The following is a 14,383-nucleotide window of genomic DNA, read 5'->3' as shown; positions in this document are numbered from 1 at the left end:
TCAGCGACCGCGGGCCACCACCTCGGGCGACTCGCTCTCCAGCGGCACGGCGTTCGCCGGCACCAGCCCGAGCTGCACCGCCGGCCGGGGCAGCGTGGCGTCCAGCGCCCAGTCCGCCGCCACCCGGGCCCGGTTGCCGGGCATGGCGAGCAGGTGGTAGCCCCGGGTGACCGCCTTCGCCGGCAGGCCGGCCAGGGACACCTTCAGCGGGTTGGCCGCCGCGTCCTTGCCACCGAGGTCGACCACCCAGCCCAGGTCGTGGTGCTTGTACGGCTTCCGGGTGCCCTGGCCGTAGGAGGCGGCGATGTTGTGCGCGGCGAGCTTGCCCTGCCGCTGCGCGTGCTGGGCGGTCATCGCGCAGATCTGCCCGGGGCGGGTCAGGTCGGGCACCGCGGCCGCGTCGCCGCAGGCGAACACCTCGGGGTGACCGGGGACGTTGAGGAACTCGTCGACCACCAGCCGGCCCCGCTCGGTGCGCAGGCCCACCTCGGCGACGAACGGGTCGGGGCGTACCCCGACGCACCAGACCAGGCTGCAGGTGGGGACGTACTCGCCGTCGGTGAGCATGACCCCGTCCGGGGTGGCCTCGGAGACCGAGGTGCCCATCCGCACGTCCACGCCGCGCCGGCGCAGCACCCGGTCGGCGGTGACGGACATCCGCTGGTCCAGCTCGGGGAGGACGCGCGGGGCGATGTCGAGCAGCATCCACCGGGGGCGCACCTTGAGGTGCGGCCGCTGGGCCATCAGCCGGTCGGTGAAGAGCTGGCCGTGCGCGGCGACCTCGGTGCCGGTGTAGCCGGCGCCCACCACCACGAAGGTGGTCCGGGCGCGCTGCTCGGCCGGGTCGTCGGTCAACTCCGCCAGCTCGAGCTGACGGACCACGTGGTCGTGCAGGTAGAGCGCCTCGGGCAGGCCGCGGAAGCCGTGCGCGTACTCGGTCACCCCGGGGATCGGCAGCAGCTTGTTGACGCTGCCCACCGAGAGCACGAGCCGGTCGTACGCCAGCTGGCCGATGTCACCCTCCTGGGAGCGGTAGCCGACCCAGCGGTTCTGCAGGTCGACCCGGTTCGCCTCGCCGATCACCACCCGGACGCCGTCGAGGGTGCCGGCCAGCGGTACGGAGATCCGGGTCGGCTCGACCACCCCGGCGGCGACCTCCGGCAGCAGCGGCAGGTAGAGGAAGTAGTCGGTCGTGTTCAGCAGGACGATCTCGGCCCGTTTGCCGGCCAGCCGGTGCAACGTCTTCGCCGCGTGGTATCCGGCGAACCCGGCCCCCACGATCACCACACGAGGTTTCGTCATGCCCGCTGCCGTTCCCGTCGAGGACCTCGACAAACGTGCCGGTCAGCCGGGCGCCAGGCGGACGTGACCGGTGCGGCCGATCGCCTCGAGGTCCCAGTGGTGGCCGAAGGCGCGGACCCGCGAGGCGGTGATCCGGCCGATCTCGGCCGGCACGTCGGGGTCGATCTCCAGGCGGCCGTTCACCGGGTTGAGACCGAGCATCGCCCGCACCAGGGCCAGCGGCGCCCCCGCCGCCCAGGCCTGCGGGCTGCACGCGGTGGGATACGGCACGGCGAACATGGTGCGTTCGCGGATGTACCCGCTGAGCGCCTCGGGGAGCCGGTAGCCGAACTGCTCGGCCGCGTCGAGCAGGGCCAGGCTGATCCGGTTGGCCTCGGCCCGGTAGCCGTACCGGGCCAGGCCCAGCACCGCGATGGAGTTGTCGTGCGGCCAGACCGTGCCGAGGTGGTAGCCGAGCGCGTTGAACAACCGGTCCTCGCGGGACAGGGTGCGGATGCCCCAGCCGGAGAACATGTCCCCGTGCATGAGCTGGCGCACCACCGCCCCGGCGCGCTCCGGCGGCACGATCCCGCTCCACAGCAGGTGTCCCATGTTGGAGGTCTTCGAGTCGATGGGCGTCTTGTCGCCGTCCAGCCCGACCGCGTAGAAGCCGCCCCGCCCGTCGAGCCAGAAGTCCTGGTTGAACTGCCGGTACAGCCGCGCCGCGTCGTCGCGCAGCCGGGCGGCGAGGGTGGGCTCGGCGAGCGGCCCGTCGGCCAGCTCGGCCAGGCGCAGCTTCGCGTCGTACGTGTAGCCCTGCAGTTCGCAGGTCGCGATGGGCAGCACCGGGATCCGGCCGTCGGAGAAGCACACGCCGTCCGGGGAGTCCCGCCAGCACTGGTTGCCCAGCCCTTCCGGGGAGCGGGTGGCGTACTCGACGTAACCGTCACCGTCCCGGTCGCCGAAGTGGTCGATCCAGTGCAGCGCGGCCAGCGCCTGCTGCCGCAGCCGGCGGATCAGCTCGTCGTCCCCGGTCCACCGCCAGTACTCGGAGAGCAGGATCAGCCAGAGCTGGGTCGCGTCGGCGCTGCCGTAGTACGGCGTGTACGGCTTCGCCCCGGTCCGGGTCAGCTCGCCGAAGCGGACCTCGTGCAGGATCCGGCCGGGTTCCTCGTCGGTGAAGTCGTCGCACCGGGTGCCCTGCAACCGGGCGAGCGCCAGCAGCGCCCCGCGGGCCAACGCCGGCCCGGCGGAGAGCGTCTGGTACGCGGTGATCAGGGTGTCCCGGCCGAACACGGTGAGGAACCAGGGCAGTCCGGCGCCGGGCAGCTCGACGCGCTGCCCCTTGACCTCGAGTTCGAGCCGAAGCGCGGCCAGGTCGTGCCGGGACTGCCGGGTGGTGCGTTCCAGCACCGGGTTGTCGCTGTCCAGCGTCGCCCGGTTCTCGATCCAGGCGCGCACCGGGTTGGAGAACCGGCGGTGCAACACGTCGGCGATGTCCCCGCGGACCGGCTCGACCGTGCCCGGCCCGGGCGGCAGCGGCACCGACAGGTCCAGCTGCCACTCCTGGCGGGGTTGCAGCTGGACCTCCCAGACCAGTTCGTCGCCCTCGATCCGGTCCGGTGCCAGCGACGCGCAGACCTCGGTCTGCGCGGCGAAGCCGTCGGTCTCGTAACGGAAGCAGAGCGGGCTGCCGTCCGGGTCGTGTCGGCGGACGATGTCCGCCGACCGGTCCCGGACCCCGGACTTGACCTCGAACAGGTCGGCGAAGTCGGCCGCGACGGCGAGGCGCAGCTCGACCCGGACCGGTTCGGCCCGGTACGAGAGCATCTCGATCCGCTCGTGGAAGCCCTCCCCGACGTAGCGCAGCCGGCGGGCCCCGAGGCTGTCCGGCGGTAGGCCGGGCAGTTCCGGATTGGTGAGCACGAACTGCGCCGAGTAGTGGTCGATGGTCTCCGAGCGCAACACCAGGAAGCGGCTACCGTTCACGGTCAGCGTCCACCCGCTGAGCAGCCGGGTGTCCAGGTGGACGAGCCCGCCGATGCTGCCCGGCGGCACGTCCCCGGCCGGGTCGGAGTACATGAAGGTCGGGCCGCTGAGCACGGCGATCGACTGGGGACCCAGCTCGGGCGGGGCCGCCCGTTGGTCGCCCGGTCCGCCGGAGGCGGCGAGGCCGGGGGTCGGGTCGGCGGGGGTCGGACGTGCCACAACCATGCCGCCGACGGTAGGAGCGGCACGGGTGAGGCGGCCATCACCCGATCCGGGCGAAGCCCGGCGGCACACCGGCGGGTCATCCCGACCGGGTGGCGTCGCCTCACCCGGCCCGGTCCGAGGGTGGGGGGACCGGTAGCCGGGCGCCGACCTCGGCGACCGGGAACGCCCGACAGCCCGAGGAGGAGACGACATGGCGGTCCGCAGCACGGTACGTCCCGCGCCCGACGACGTGTTCCCGCTGCACCCCGCGTACGGCTTCCGGATGCGGCGGCAGCGGCACCCGGTGGGCGTACGCGGCGGGCCTCGGCCGGCGCCCGGCGGACCCTGGCTGGACGACAGCGCGCGGCACCAGGTGCGCGCCCGCTACGAGTTGCGGGACCGGCAGCTGGCCCGGGCCCTGGTGGCGGCCGTCAGCCAACCCGGCGATTCGGCGGAGAACCTGGCCGGCCAACTGGAGCAGCGGATGGACGCGCTGGTGCACCGCGCCGGCTTCGCCCGCTCGATGAACGAGGCCCGCGACCTGGTGGCGCACAACACGTTCACGGTCGACGGCGGCAAGGTCAACCGGCCGTCGTACCTGGTCCGCCCGGGCCAGACGATCCAGGTCCGGCCGGAGCGACAGTGCCGGGCCCCGGTGGCCGTCGCGATGGCCGGCCACACCCCCGCCGACCCCCCGCCCTACCTGCGGGTGCGGCCGGACGAGGGCACGGCGACCCTGACCCGGGAACCGCAGCACGGGGACGTGCCGCCGCTGCGGGACATCCCGCTCGCCGTGCAGACGATCGACGGTGGCCCGTTGTGAGCCTGCGGCCCGAACGCTGAGCCGGCGGGCACGGGCGGCGGACGCCGGGACAGCCCCGCTGGCCGCCGGGACCGCCCCGGCTCGAGCCGGGGCAGCGGCGGTGGAGGCGACGGCCGCTCAGCCCGTTCCGGGCAGCGGCGCGGTGATCGCCCAACGCTCGTGGTCCCGCCAGGCGCCGTCGATGAAGAGGTAGTCCGGGGAGAAGCCCTCCAGCCGGAAGCCGAGCCGCTGCGCCAGCCGTTTCGACGGCTCGTTGCCGGGCTGGATGTTCGCCTCCAAACGGTGCAGCCCGAGCGCGGTGAAGGCGTGCGCGATGACCAGCCGGATGCCGGCCGAGGCGTGCCCGGTGCGCGCGTACGGCAGGAAGGCGGCGTAGCCGAGGTAGCCGCCGCGCAGGGCGCCCAGCACGATGCCGCTGATGTTCGCGTACCCGGCGATCTCGCCGCTGGCCCGGTCGCAGAACAGGTAGCCGGTGGCGTCCTGCCTGCGGTTCTTGCGCAGGTAGGCGGCGTACTTCTCCGGGTCGTCGGGGGCGGCGAGCCAGGGATGGTGCAGGTCCTGGCTGCGGCGGGCGGCGGCGATGAACTCGGCCTCGTCGGCGGGGCGCGGACGACGGATGCCGACCCGGCCGTCGGTACGCAGGTATCTCACGTTGCCCTACTCTCGCCCACCGGCGCGAGCGGGATGCGACCGGGGTCGCGCGGAGGCGGCAGGTCCCCTACCGTGGGCCCGGACGACAGGAGGTCGATCATGAGGATTGCTCCGCTCGGCACGATGCTGGTTTCCGCTTCGCCGCTGGGGACCACGGTGTCCTGATCCGGGCGCCGGCGGCCGCCACCGGCAGCCGCCCCGCAGCTCCCCCGACACCTCCCCCTCGCCGCGAAGCGATCAGGCGACCCGCCCCGCGCGGGTCCCCCGTCCTGGCGTGCGTACGCCACCACATCGCTTCCGAGGGAGTTCCTCGTGTTTCCGGAGATCCCGTCCGGGCGCCCCGCCGCGCCCGGACCGCGTACCCCTGTCCGGTGGCCGGCATGACGGCCACCGCTCCCACCGGCCGGCTCGGCCGCGACTTCCACCGGCTCTGGACCGCCAGCGCGGTGTCCAACCTGGGCGACGGCGTCACCATGGTCGCGGCCCCGCTGCTGGTCGCCTCGCTCACCCCCGACCCCGCCGCGGTGGCCGCGGCGGCCCTCGCCCCACAACTGCCCTGGCTGCTGTTCGCTCTGGTCAGCGGGGCGCTCGTCGACCGCCTCGACCGGCGCCGGCTGATCGTCGCGGTCAACGTCGGCCGGGGCCTGGTCCTCGCCGCGCTGGCCGGGGCGGTGCTCGCCGGGGTGGCCACCGTGCCGCTGATCCTGCTGGCGTTCCTGCTCACCGGGATCGGGGAGACCCTCGCCGACACCGCGTCCGGGGCGCTGCTGCCCTCCGTGGTGCCGCCGGAACGGCTCGAGGAGGCGAACAGCCGGCTCTTCGCCACCTTCGTCGTCGGCAACCAGTTCGCGGCGAAGCCGCTCGGGGCCTACCTCTTCGTGCTGGCCGCGGCGCTGCCGTTCGGGTTCGACGCGGCCACCTTCGGGCTGGCCGCGCTGCTGCTGGCGCTGCTGCGCTGGCGTCCGGTCCCGCCGGCCACGCCGGAGCCCGGCGCCGCGCGGCCGGTGCGCTCGATCCGGGCCGACATCGCCACCGGGGTACGCACCCTCTGGCAGGCGCCGGTGCTGCGCACCCTGGCGCTCAGCATCGCGGTGATGAACGTGGCGTTCTGCGCCGCGTTCGCGGTGTTCGTGCTCTACGCCCGGCAACGCCTCGGCCTCGCCCCGGTCGGGTACGGCGTGCTGCTGACCGCCTCGGCGCTCGGCGGCCTCGCCGGCAGCACCCTGGCGACCCGGCTGCGGGCCCGGTTCGGCACCCCGGCGCTGCTGCGGGCCGGGCTGCTGATCGAGATCGGTCTGCACCTGGTGCTGGCGGTCACCCGGCAGCCCTGGCTGGCCGGTGCGGCCCTGGCGATCTGGGGCGTGCACACCATGGTCTGGGGCGTGCTCGTGGTGTCGCTGCGGCAGCGCCTCGTACCGGACCGGCTGCGCGGCCGGGTGAACAGCGTCTACTCCCTCGCCGACCTGGGCGGGGCCGCCGTCGGCACGGCGCTCGGCGGCGCCGTCGCCCGGGTCACCGGCAGCGTCCTGACCCCGTTCTGGTTGGCGGCCGCCGCGCTGACGCTGCTCACCGCGCTGGTCTGGCGGCGGTTGGCGGAAACGGACGGCTGACCGGACCGGTACGCCGGCCCGCCGACCACCCGGCGGGCCGGCCCGGTCAGAGCGGGCCGGGGTGGGGCTGGTCGAGCGGCATCGGGACCATGAGGTACGTGGAGCCGCGCAGGTCCAGCCAGGCCCGGTCCGGGGCGCGGACCAGCCGGAGCATGACGTCGGCGCAGGCCGGGCAGCGACCGACCAGCCCGGGGGCGTGCGAGTAGACCCGCAGCCCGGCCACCGGACCGGTCGTGCCGCAGTTGGCGCACCGCCCGATGGCGCTGCTGAGGTCGACCGCGAAGATCTCGCGCAGCGGCCCGTCGAGCATGTTGCCGTCTAGATAGGACAGATCCGTCATGCGTCCTCCTCGCTCGTCAGCCGGTCGGGCCGAACCGTTCGGTCTTCACCCGCCGGGTCGGATGCCCCAGCCCCACCAGCAGGTCCGCCACGGTCTCCACAAAACCGGTCGGGCCGCAGACGTAGCAGAGCGGCTCCAGCTCCGGCGGCCAGCCGTGGCTGTTCACGTCGGCCAGGCCGATCCGGTGCGGCTCGCCCCGCCAGCCCTCCGGCGCCGCCCGGGTGTACACGTACGCCACGTCGAGGCCCTGGTCCTCGCGGGCCCGACGGCGCAGCTCGTCGGCGTAGAAGACGTCGTCGGGGGTGCGGACCGAGTAGATCAGCCGGAACGGCACCCGGCTGCCCGCCGCGCGCCGGGCCCGGACCATGGCCATCAGCGGCACCACCCCCGAGCCGCCGGCCACCAGCAGCACCGGCGCCGTCTCGTCGGTACGCCAGACGAACCAGCCGCCGACCGGGCCGCGCACCTCCACCGGGTCGCCCTCGGCATAGGCGTCGATGAGGTACGGCGACACCTCCCCGTCGGGCACCCGCTGCACGCTCAGCTCGATGCGCTCGCCGTCGGCGGGCGCGGCCAGCGAGTACGACCGGGCCGCCTGGTAGCCGTCCGGGGCGGTCAGCCGCACGTCGACGTGCTGCCCGGCCAGGTGTCCGGGCCAGCCGGGCACGTCCAGCACCAGGGTGTGCGCGCTCGCCGTCTCGATCCGCCGCTCGGCCAGCCGGGCCACCTGCCAGGTCAGCGGGGTGGCTGCGACCCGGCCACTCGTGGGTGCGGCCACCTCAGTCGCCCTGGTAGCGCTGCTCGCGCCACGGGTCGCCGTAGTCGTGGTAGCCGGCGGTCTCCCAGAAGCCGGGGTGGTCGTCGATGAACAGCCGGATCCCGCGCACCCACTTGGCCGACTTCCAGAAGTAGAGGTGCGGGACGAGCAGTCGCGCCGGTCCGCCGTGCTCGGCCGGCAGCGGGCCGCCGTCGAAGGTGTGCGCCACCCAGGCCCGGCCGCCGCGCAGGTCGTCCAGGGGCAGGTTCGTGGTGTACCCGCCGTAGGAGTGGGCCAGCGCGTAGTGGGCCGCAGTGTCGACCCCGTCCAGCAGGGTGTCCAGGGAGACGCCCTGCCACCTGGTGGCCAGCTTCGACCAGCGGGTCACGCAGTGGATGTCCACGGTCGGGGTTTCCTGCGGCAGGGACATCAGCTCGTCCCAGGACCAGCGGAACTCGCTGCCATCCTCGGTGCTGAGTACGAACTCCCAGGTGTCCAGCGACACCCTCGGCGTCGGTCCGGCCGAGAGCACCGGGAAGTCCTGGGTGAGGTACTGGCCCGGCGGCAGGGCCGGTTCGGCCGAGCGGGGCCGGCCTTGAAAGCCTGGCGACACAATTCCCACCGGTCAGTCGTACCACCTCAGGGTGGGCGGCGGCACTGGTTCGCCGGACTTCGCCGCGGTGGCTGACCACCGCGGCGGCCCGACGTCCGGTCGCTAACGCGGGTCTCCCGAGGCCGCCCCGCGCACCGGGTCGCGGGTGGCGCGCAGACTGGTGAGGGTCACCACGACCAGCACGACGACGATCACGCCGAGGGAGGCCAGCGTGGGGATCTGCGGCACGCCCGGCCAGATCCCGTGCGCCCAGTGCAGGCCGAGCTTGAGCCCGATGAACGCCAGGATGGCCGCCAGGCCGTAGCTGAGGTGCACCAGGCGGCTCAGCGCGGCGTGCAGCACGAAGTAGAGCGCGCGCAGCCCGAGCAGGGCGAACGCGTTGGTGGCGAAGACCAGGTACGGGTCCTCGGTGATGCCGTACACGGCGGGCACCGAGTCGACCGCGAAGACCACGTCGGTGGCGAGCACCGCGACCACGACCAGGGCGAACGGGGTCAGCGCCCGGCGCCCGGCCTGCCGGATGGTCAGCTTCGGACCGTGGTACTCGTCGACCACCGGCATGACCTTGCGGAGCAGCCGCACCGACCGCATCGTGTCGATGTCGACCTCCTGCGCGTGCCCGGAGAGAGCGTCGCGCAACAGCTTCACCGCGGTGGCGATCAGGATCAGCGCGAAGAGCAAGAAGGCGAAGTCGAGGGTCTGCAGCGCGGCCGCGCCCAGGGCGATGAAGACCGCCCGCAGCACGAGCGCGCCGGCGATGCCGTAGAGCAACACCCGCTGGGCCAGCACCGCGGGCACCGCGAACGCGGCCAGCAGCAGCATGAAGACGAAGAGATTGTCGACCGAGAGCGACTTCTCCACCAGGTAGCCGGTCAGGTACTGCACACCCAGCTCGGAGCCCCACCGCGACCACACCCAGGCGCCGAAGGCCAGCGGCAGCGCGACGTAGAACGCCGACCAGCCGAGCGCCTCCTTGAGCGACACCTCGTGCGGCCGGCGGGTGACCAGGAAGTCCAGCACCAGCAGGGCGAGCACGCCGGCGATGGTCACCGCCCAGAGCGTGGGGGTGCCCACCGACGACAGCTCGGTGGCGGACAGCGGGGACAACGCGGTCATAGGGCCTCCTCGAACACCGTGTCATGTTCGAGGTCTCCTTCACCCACAAAGAACGTGGGCAACCACCCGAGGCACGTCCAGGCGTGCCGTACTGACCGGAATGGTTCGTGGGAAGTACTCCCCTCGCGGGTCCAAGGTTAGGGCACCCCGCCCCGGACGCCAACTGGGGACGCACATGATTGCCCTGGTCAACTGCTGTGTGCACGCCGCGACGTGGTGCCCGGCGCGACCGGGACCTATGGTGACGCGATGACTGACCAGGGACCCCTGACCGGCGTACGGGTGATCGAGCTGGCCGGCATCGGACCCGGCCCGTTCGCCGCGATGATGCTGGCCGACCTCGGCGCGGACGTGGTCCGGGTGGACCGGGTGGGCGGCGGCGGCTTCGGCGCGATGCCCGGCGACCTGCTCAACCGCAACCGGCGCTCGCTCGCCGTCGACCTCAAGACGCCCGCCGGGCGGGAGGTCGTGCTCGCCCTGGTCGCCGGCGCGGACGCGCTCGTCGAGGGCTTCCGGCCGGGCGTCACCGAGCGGCTCGGCCTCGGGCCCGAGGACTGCCGGGCGGTCAACCCCCGCCTGGTGTACGGCCGGATGACCGGCTGGGGGCAGGACGGGCCGCTCGCCCCCACCGCCGGCCACGACATCGACTACCTGGCGTTGACCGGCGCGCTGCACGGCACCGGCCGGGCCGGCGAGCGGCCGGTGCCGCCGATGAACCTGCTCGGCGACTTCGGCGGCGGCGGGATGATGCTGGCCCTCGGCGTCGTCGCCGCCCTGTACGCGGTCCGCGCCGGCGCGCCCGGCCAGGTCGTCGACGCGGCCATCGTGGACGGCGTGTCGGTGCTGGCCACCCAGATCCACGCGCTGCGCCGGGTGGGCATGTGGCAGGACGCGCGCGGGACGAACCTGCTCGACGGGGGCGCCCCCTTCTACGACACCTACGAGTGCGCTGACGGCCGCCACCTGGCGGTGGGCGCCCTGGAGCCGCGCTTCTACGACGAGCTGGTCCGGCTCACCGGCTTCCCGCTCGACGGCGACGAGGCGCCGGACCGCACTGACCCGGCGAACTGGCCGGCGCTGCGGGCGGCGTGGGCGCGGCTGTTCCGGACCCGTACCCGCGACGAGTGGGCGGAGCTGCTCGCCGACTCCGACGCGTGCGCGGCGCCCGTGCTGGACTGGGCGGAGGCGCCGGCTCACCCACACCTGGCCGCGCGCGGCGTCTTCGTCGCGCCCGACGGGGTCACCCAGCCGGCGCCCGCCCCACGCTTCTCCGCCACCCCCACCTCGGTACGCCGGCCCCCGCCCGAGCCCGGCGAGCACACCGACGAGGTGCTGGCCGAGGCGGGCTTCGACGCCGCCCGGATCGCCGCCCTCCGGTCCGCCGGCACCATCGCCTGACCCGTCCGGGCACCTCCCCGCACCGGCGGGCGGTACGCCGGCACGGGACGCCGCGCCTGCCGGGCAGGCGCCGCCGCCGGGTCAGCGGCGGGTGGCGCCCGGTGCCATCGCGGGCTCGACCACCGCCCGGAAGTCACGCGGCAGCTGCACCACCACGTCGTCGAACTCGCCGCCGCTGATCGCCTCGCGCAACGTGGTGAAGACCGCGCGCACGCCGTCGCGGGCGACGTTCTCGTCCACGCCGGCCCGCTGCGCCACCCGGGCGACGAACTCGGCGGCCCCGAACCGTTCCGCCGCCTCCGTGGCCGGGTGCGGCTTCAGCACCTGTTGCAGCGGTTTGGGCAGCTGCGCCGCCAGGTCCAGCACCTCGCCGCCGGTCAGCCGTTCGGCGAGGGTCTCCAGGGCGGCCCGGGTCAGTGCGGCAGCCCGTTCCGTGGGCGCTGCCGCCCGCTGGGCGACCTGGTCGACGAAGGTGTCGTAGTTCATCGGCGTTCCCCCCTCACGGCTGCCCGGCTACCCGCCCCGCCGCGCCGGAAACCGCGCCACATTTCCCGACCGGACCGCGCGTGACCAGGCGCGCGACGGGTAACCGCCGCCGGTCGTGACCGTGACTACAGGCGCGAGGAGCCCGACCCATGGCGAGTTACACGGACGTCCTTGAGTACCTGTCCGCGCTGGACTATCCGGCCGGGAAGGACGACGTCATCCGGGAGGCCGAACGGGAGGGTGCCCCGCCGGAGGTGTTGCGGGCGCTGCGCGCGCTGCCCCCGGTGGACTACGCCAACGGCACCGAGGTGGCCCGGTCGGCCGGCATCGACGCCGCCCCCGAGGTCAGCCGGTCACAGCGGGCGGCACAGGCGCGGGAGCCGCACACGCGGGTCTCGCAGCACCTGCGCGGCATCTGATTCCGTACCGTGGCGCGCCGGACGGCCGGGCGGGCCGGCCGGCACCTGCCGGCGGCGGTCCAGTTGGTCGGCATGACGCTGGTCGGCCTCGTCGCCGGCGGGGCGGCCGCCGTCATGATCGCGCCGACGCTCGCCCCGCTGGTCGGCTGGGACACCGCCGCGCTGAGTTGGCTGGTCCTGCAATGGTCCCGGCTGGGCAACCTGGACGCCGCCCGCACGGCCCGACTGGCCAAGCTGGAGGACCCGAACCGGGCCACCCGGGACGGCCTGCTGCTGGCCGCCTGCCTGGCCAGCCTGCTCGCCGTCGGCGTGGTGCTGACCACCGCGCACAGCGTCCGGACCGGCCTGCCTCGTGACCTGTACGGAGGGCTCGGCGTGCTCAGCGTCGTGCTCTCCTGGTTCGTGGTGCACACCGTCTTCACCACCCGGTACGCCCGGCTGTACTACAGCGGGACACCCGGCGGGATCAACTTCCACCAGGACGAGCCGCCCTGCTTCGCGGACTTCGCGTACGTCGGCTTCACCCTGGGCACCACCTTCCAGGTCTCCGACACCGACCTGTGCACGTCGGAGATGCGCCGCACGGCGCTGCGGCACTCGCTGCTGTCGTACCTGTTCGGCGCGGTCATCGTCGCGGCGACGGTGAACCTGCTGGCCAGCCTCGCCCAGTGAGCCCCTGACGACAGGCGGGCGCCCCGGGTCACGAACCGCGACCTGGGGCGCCACGCAACACCTGCTCCTGCCGGTCCGCGCCCGAACCGGGTCGCGACCGCCAGGCGGTGGATGTTCGCCCGAACCGGGCGGGCATCACTGCCACGATCATCCTACGACGCAACATCAGCCGAACGGGTGACTTTCGCAAAACTGTGGCGGGCGGCACTCCGCCTCAACCGGTCAGTTCCGCGTACCGCTTCTCCAGATCCACCCGGGCCAACGCCCCCACGAGCCAGGCCAACCGCTCCGACTCGCCGCTGCCGGCCAGGCCCGCCAGATCCTGCGCCGACCGGCCCAGCCCCAGCCGCCGGGCCGCCGCCAGCGCCCGCCGGTCCGCCACCGGCGCCACCTCCCGCCACACCGCCTGCGCCTCCCGCAGGAACAGGTCGGCCACCGCGTCGTCCACACCCGGCAGCGCGGTGAGCAACCGCCGCTCCCGGGCCGGATCCTGGTGCGCGCCGGTACGCAACCGGCGCAGGTCACCCCGGTACCGGTCGACCACCGTCCGAGCCAGGTCGCCCAGCGTCGCGGCGAGCGCGTCCACGTCACCGCGCTGCCCCGCGCCGCGCAGCACCCGAACCCGATCCTCGTGCAGCGAGCGGGCCATCCGGGCGGCGCTGTCCCAACCGGCGTCCCGCAACGCCGCCGCGGCGTCCACCGCCTTGCGGAAATCACCCCGGCGGGCGAGCAGGACGGACAGGTAGAGCACCTGGAACAACTGCGCCGGGTTGTTCGTCACCCGGAACCCGTACTGCTCGGCGAAACCGCGACCGTCCCCGGCGAGCCGGCGGACCAGCCGCTTCTTGTCCTCGATGCTGGCTATCCCAGTGGTCGGCATACCCGCGTCTACCCGGGCGAGGGGCGGGCATTCAATCCTGGAAGCCGCCGCTGCGGTCGCGCGCCTTCAGCCGGGTGGTGGGCAGCGCCGGAGCCGGCAGCGGCGGCGCCGGGTCGTCGGCCACCGTGCCGAACCGCCGCCCCGCCATCCACTCCTCCCGGGCCGCCACGATCTCCTCGTGCGAACGGCCGACGAAGTTCCACCACATCACCAGCGGCTCCTCGAACGGCGTACCGCCGAGCAGCAGCAGCTTGCTGCCCGCTGCGGCCCGCACGGTGAGCGTGTCCCGGCCGGTGCCCAGATAGAGCAGCGCGCCCACCCCCAGCGACACCCCGTCCACCTCCGCGGTGCCGGACATCGCCAGCAAGCCGTACTCAAAATCGCGGCGCAGCGGCAACGTGGCCGGCGCCGGACCGCGAACCTCGAGCTGCACGCCCAGCAGCGGGGTGTGCACCACGGCCGGCGAACGCTCGCCGCCGACCTCGCCGACCAGCAGCGTGACGTCCAGGTCACCCTCGCGCCAGCGGGGCAGCGTCGGATGGTGCGCGAAGTCCGCGGCCCCGGCACGCGCCGAATCCGGCAACGCCACCCACAGCTGTACGCCGTGCATCACCGGCGGGTGCACCACCGGCGAACGCTCCGAGTGGGCGATACCGTGCCCGGAGGTCATCACGTTGAGCTGGCCCGGGCGGATCGGCTGCACGTTGCCGAGGCTGTCCCGGTGCACGATCTCGCCGTCCAGCAGCCAGGTGACCGTCTGCAACCCGGTATGCGGGTGCGGCGGCACCTCCATGCCGGGGCGTTCGTTGACGTCGTCCGGTCCGAAATGGTCCACGAAACACCACGCCCCGACCAGCCGCCGCTGCCGCTGCGGCAGCAGCCGCCGCACCGTGGTGTAACGGCCGAGCGGCACGTCGTGGCCGGGCAGCAGCACGCTGGGCTGCTCCGCCGGGGCGGCACCGGGCGGGAGCATCTGGGCGGGCAACGATTCGGTACGGTCCACCGCCCGACTCTACGCTCCGCTCTTGTCGGCGATCGCGGTGTTCGGTCCTGCTAGCAGGCTGGTTGGTTGCGCTTGGGGCTGGGGGCGAGGGTGACCGGCTCCGGGCGGTCAGGCTTGATCCCTGCGCCGGTCACCCTCGCC

15 protein-coding genes are annotated in these 14,383 nt (G+C 74.0%); 5 read left to right on the top strand and 10 right to left on the bottom strand.

Annotated elements, in window-relative coordinates:
• Positions 1 to 1,302: an NAD(P)/FAD-dependent oxidoreductase gene (locus AB0I11_RS29580; RefSeq protein WP_357327902.1), complete on the bottom strand. Its 1,302-nt coding sequence runs from the start codon at positions 1,300 to 1,302 to the stop codon at positions 1 to 3.
• A 42-nt stretch (positions 1,303 to 1,344) separates the two neighbouring features.
• The gene (locus AB0I11_RS29575; protein WP_357327899.1) at positions 1,345 to 3,495 is read right to left on the bottom strand and encodes a glycogen debranching N-terminal domain-containing protein; all 2,151 of its coding nucleotides are present in this window, start codon (positions 3,493 to 3,495) and stop codon (positions 1,345 to 1,347) included.
• Positions 3,496 to 3,685: 190 nt separating this feature from the next.
• Here AB0I11_RS29575 and AB0I11_RS29570 point away from each other — a divergent pair, with 190 nt between their 5' ends.
• A complete protein-coding gene (locus AB0I11_RS29570) occupies positions 3,686 to 4,297 on the top strand; it encodes a S4 domain-containing protein (RefSeq protein ID WP_357327896.1) in 612 nt (203 codons plus the stop codon).
• A gap of 117 nt (positions 4,298 to 4,414) precedes the next feature.
• On the opposite strand, the gene AB0I11_RS29565 is transcribed toward AB0I11_RS29570, so the two are convergent.
• Positions 4,415 to 4,948 carry a GNAT family protein gene (locus AB0I11_RS29565; protein WP_357327893.1) on the bottom strand — a complete coding sequence of 178 codons (534 nt, stop codon included), beginning with the start codon at positions 4,946 to 4,948 and terminating at the stop codon, positions 4,415 to 4,417.
• 380 nt (positions 4,949 to 5,328) lie between these two features.
• Between AB0I11_RS29565 and AB0I11_RS29560 the strand changes: the two genes are divergently transcribed.
• Entirely contained in the window at positions 5,329 to 6,558 is a 1,230-nt protein-coding gene (locus AB0I11_RS29560; RefSeq protein ID WP_357327891.1) for an MFS transporter, read from the top strand.
• Between the two features lie 46 nt (positions 6,559 to 6,604).
• Here AB0I11_RS29560 and AB0I11_RS29555 read toward each other — a convergent pair whose 3' ends face one another.
• From AB0I11_RS29555 to AB0I11_RS29540, 4 genes are all read right to left on the bottom strand, one after another.
• Positions 6,605 to 6,898, bottom strand: coding sequence for a DUF6510 family protein (locus AB0I11_RS29555; RefSeq protein WP_357327888.1), 294 nt, complete (start codon positions 6,896 to 6,898; stop codon positions 6,605 to 6,607).
• A 16-nt stretch (positions 6,899 to 6,914) separates the two neighbouring features.
• On the bottom strand, positions 6,915 to 7,676 hold the full coding sequence (locus AB0I11_RS29550; RefSeq protein WP_357327885.1) for a ferredoxin reductase: 762 nt from the start codon (positions 7,674 to 7,676) through the stop codon (positions 6,915 to 6,917).
• Between the two features lies 1 nt (position 7,677).
• Entirely contained in the window at positions 7,678 to 8,268 is a 591-nt protein-coding gene (locus AB0I11_RS29545) for a sulfite oxidase-like oxidoreductase (protein ID WP_357327970.1), read from the bottom strand.
• Between the two features lie 102 nt (positions 8,269 to 8,370).
• On the bottom strand, positions 8,371 to 9,384 hold the full coding sequence (locus AB0I11_RS29540) for a TerC/Alx family metal homeostasis membrane protein (protein WP_357327882.1): 1,014 nt from the start codon (positions 9,382 to 9,384) through the stop codon (positions 8,371 to 8,373).
• Positions 9,385 to 9,633: 249 nt separating this feature from the next.
• Here AB0I11_RS29540 and AB0I11_RS29535 point away from each other — a divergent pair, with 249 nt between their 5' ends.
• Positions 9,634 to 10,782, top strand: coding sequence for a CaiB/BaiF CoA-transferase family protein (locus AB0I11_RS29535; RefSeq protein ID WP_357327879.1), 1,149 nt, complete (start codon positions 9,634 to 9,636; stop codon positions 10,780 to 10,782).
• Between the two features lie 81 nt (positions 10,783 to 10,863).
• Here AB0I11_RS29535 and AB0I11_RS29530 read toward each other — a convergent pair whose 3' ends face one another.
• Entirely contained in the window at positions 10,864 to 11,268 is a 405-nt protein-coding gene (locus AB0I11_RS29530) for a DUF2267 domain-containing protein (protein WP_357327876.1), read from the bottom strand.
• 149 nt (positions 11,269 to 11,417) lie between these two features.
• On the opposite strand from AB0I11_RS29530, the gene AB0I11_RS29525 reads away from it, so the two are divergent.
• The gene (locus AB0I11_RS29525; protein ID WP_357327873.1) at positions 11,418 to 11,687 is read left to right on the top strand and encodes a DUF2795 domain-containing protein; all 270 of its coding nucleotides are present in this window, start codon (positions 11,418 to 11,420) and stop codon (positions 11,685 to 11,687) included.
• A gap of 9 nt (positions 11,688 to 11,696) precedes the next feature.
• A complete protein-coding gene (locus AB0I11_RS29520; protein WP_357327870.1) occupies positions 11,697 to 12,359 on the top strand; it encodes a DUF1345 domain-containing protein in 663 nt (220 codons plus the stop codon).
• Between the two features lie 214 nt (positions 12,360 to 12,573).
• Here AB0I11_RS29520 and AB0I11_RS29515 read toward each other — a convergent pair whose 3' ends face one another.
• Entirely contained in the window at positions 12,574 to 13,239 is a 666-nt protein-coding gene (locus AB0I11_RS29515; RefSeq protein WP_357327867.1) for a hypothetical protein, read from the bottom strand.
• Positions 13,240 to 13,270: 31 nt separating this feature from the next.
• A complete protein-coding gene (locus tag AB0I11_RS29510) occupies positions 13,271 to 14,242 on the bottom strand; it encodes a pirin family protein (RefSeq protein WP_357327864.1) in 972 nt (323 codons plus the stop codon).
• Positions 14,243 to 14,383 lie beyond the last annotated feature (141 nt).

The organism is Micromonospora sp. NPDC050495, assembly GCF_040655175.1.
Classification (GTDB): Bacteria; Actinomycetota; Actinomycetes; order Mycobacteriales; family Micromonosporaceae; genus Micromonospora.
The sequence above is the reverse complement of the archived record's forward strand: the minus strand, read 5'-3'. Positions and strand labels throughout refer to the sequence as shown.

Excerpts from the sequence above, each read along its gene's own strand:
- AB0I11_RS29535 (WP_357327879.1), top strand. The coding sequence starts at position 9,634 with ATGACTGACCAGGGACCCCTGACCGGCGTACGGGTGATCGAGCTGGCC.
- AB0I11_RS29515 (WP_357327867.1), bottom strand. The coding sequence starts at position 13,239 with ATGCCGACCACTGGGATAGCCAGCATCGAGGACAAGAAGCGGCTGGTC.
- AB0I11_RS29525 (WP_357327873.1), top strand. The coding sequence starts at position 11,418 with ATGGCGAGTTACACGGACGTCCTTGAGTACCTGTCCGCGCTGGACTAT.
- AB0I11_RS29570 (WP_357327896.1), top strand. The coding sequence starts at position 3,686 with ATGGCGGTCCGCAGCACGGTACGTCCCGCGCCCGACGACGTGTTCCCG.
- AB0I11_RS29555 (WP_357327888.1), bottom strand. The coding sequence starts at position 6,898 with ATGACGGATCTGTCCTATCTAGACGGCAACATGCTCGACGGGCCGCTG.
- AB0I11_RS29540 (WP_357327882.1), bottom strand. The coding sequence starts at position 9,384 with ATGACCGCGTTGTCCCCGCTGTCCGCCACCGAGCTGTCGTCGGTGGGC.
- AB0I11_RS29530 (WP_357327876.1), bottom strand. The coding sequence starts at position 11,268 with ATGAACTACGACACCTTCGTCGACCAGGTCGCCCAGCGGGCGGCAGCG.
- AB0I11_RS29580 (WP_357327902.1), bottom strand. The coding sequence starts at position 1,302 with ATGACGAAACCTCGTGTGGTGATCGTGGGGGCCGGGTTCGCCGGATAC.
- AB0I11_RS29560 (WP_357327891.1), top strand. The coding sequence starts at position 5,329 with ATGACGGCCACCGCTCCCACCGGCCGGCTCGGCCGCGACTTCCACCGG.
- AB0I11_RS29575 (WP_357327899.1), bottom strand. The coding sequence starts at position 3,495 with ATGGTTGTGGCACGTCCGACCCCCGCCGACCCGACCCCCGGCCTCGCC.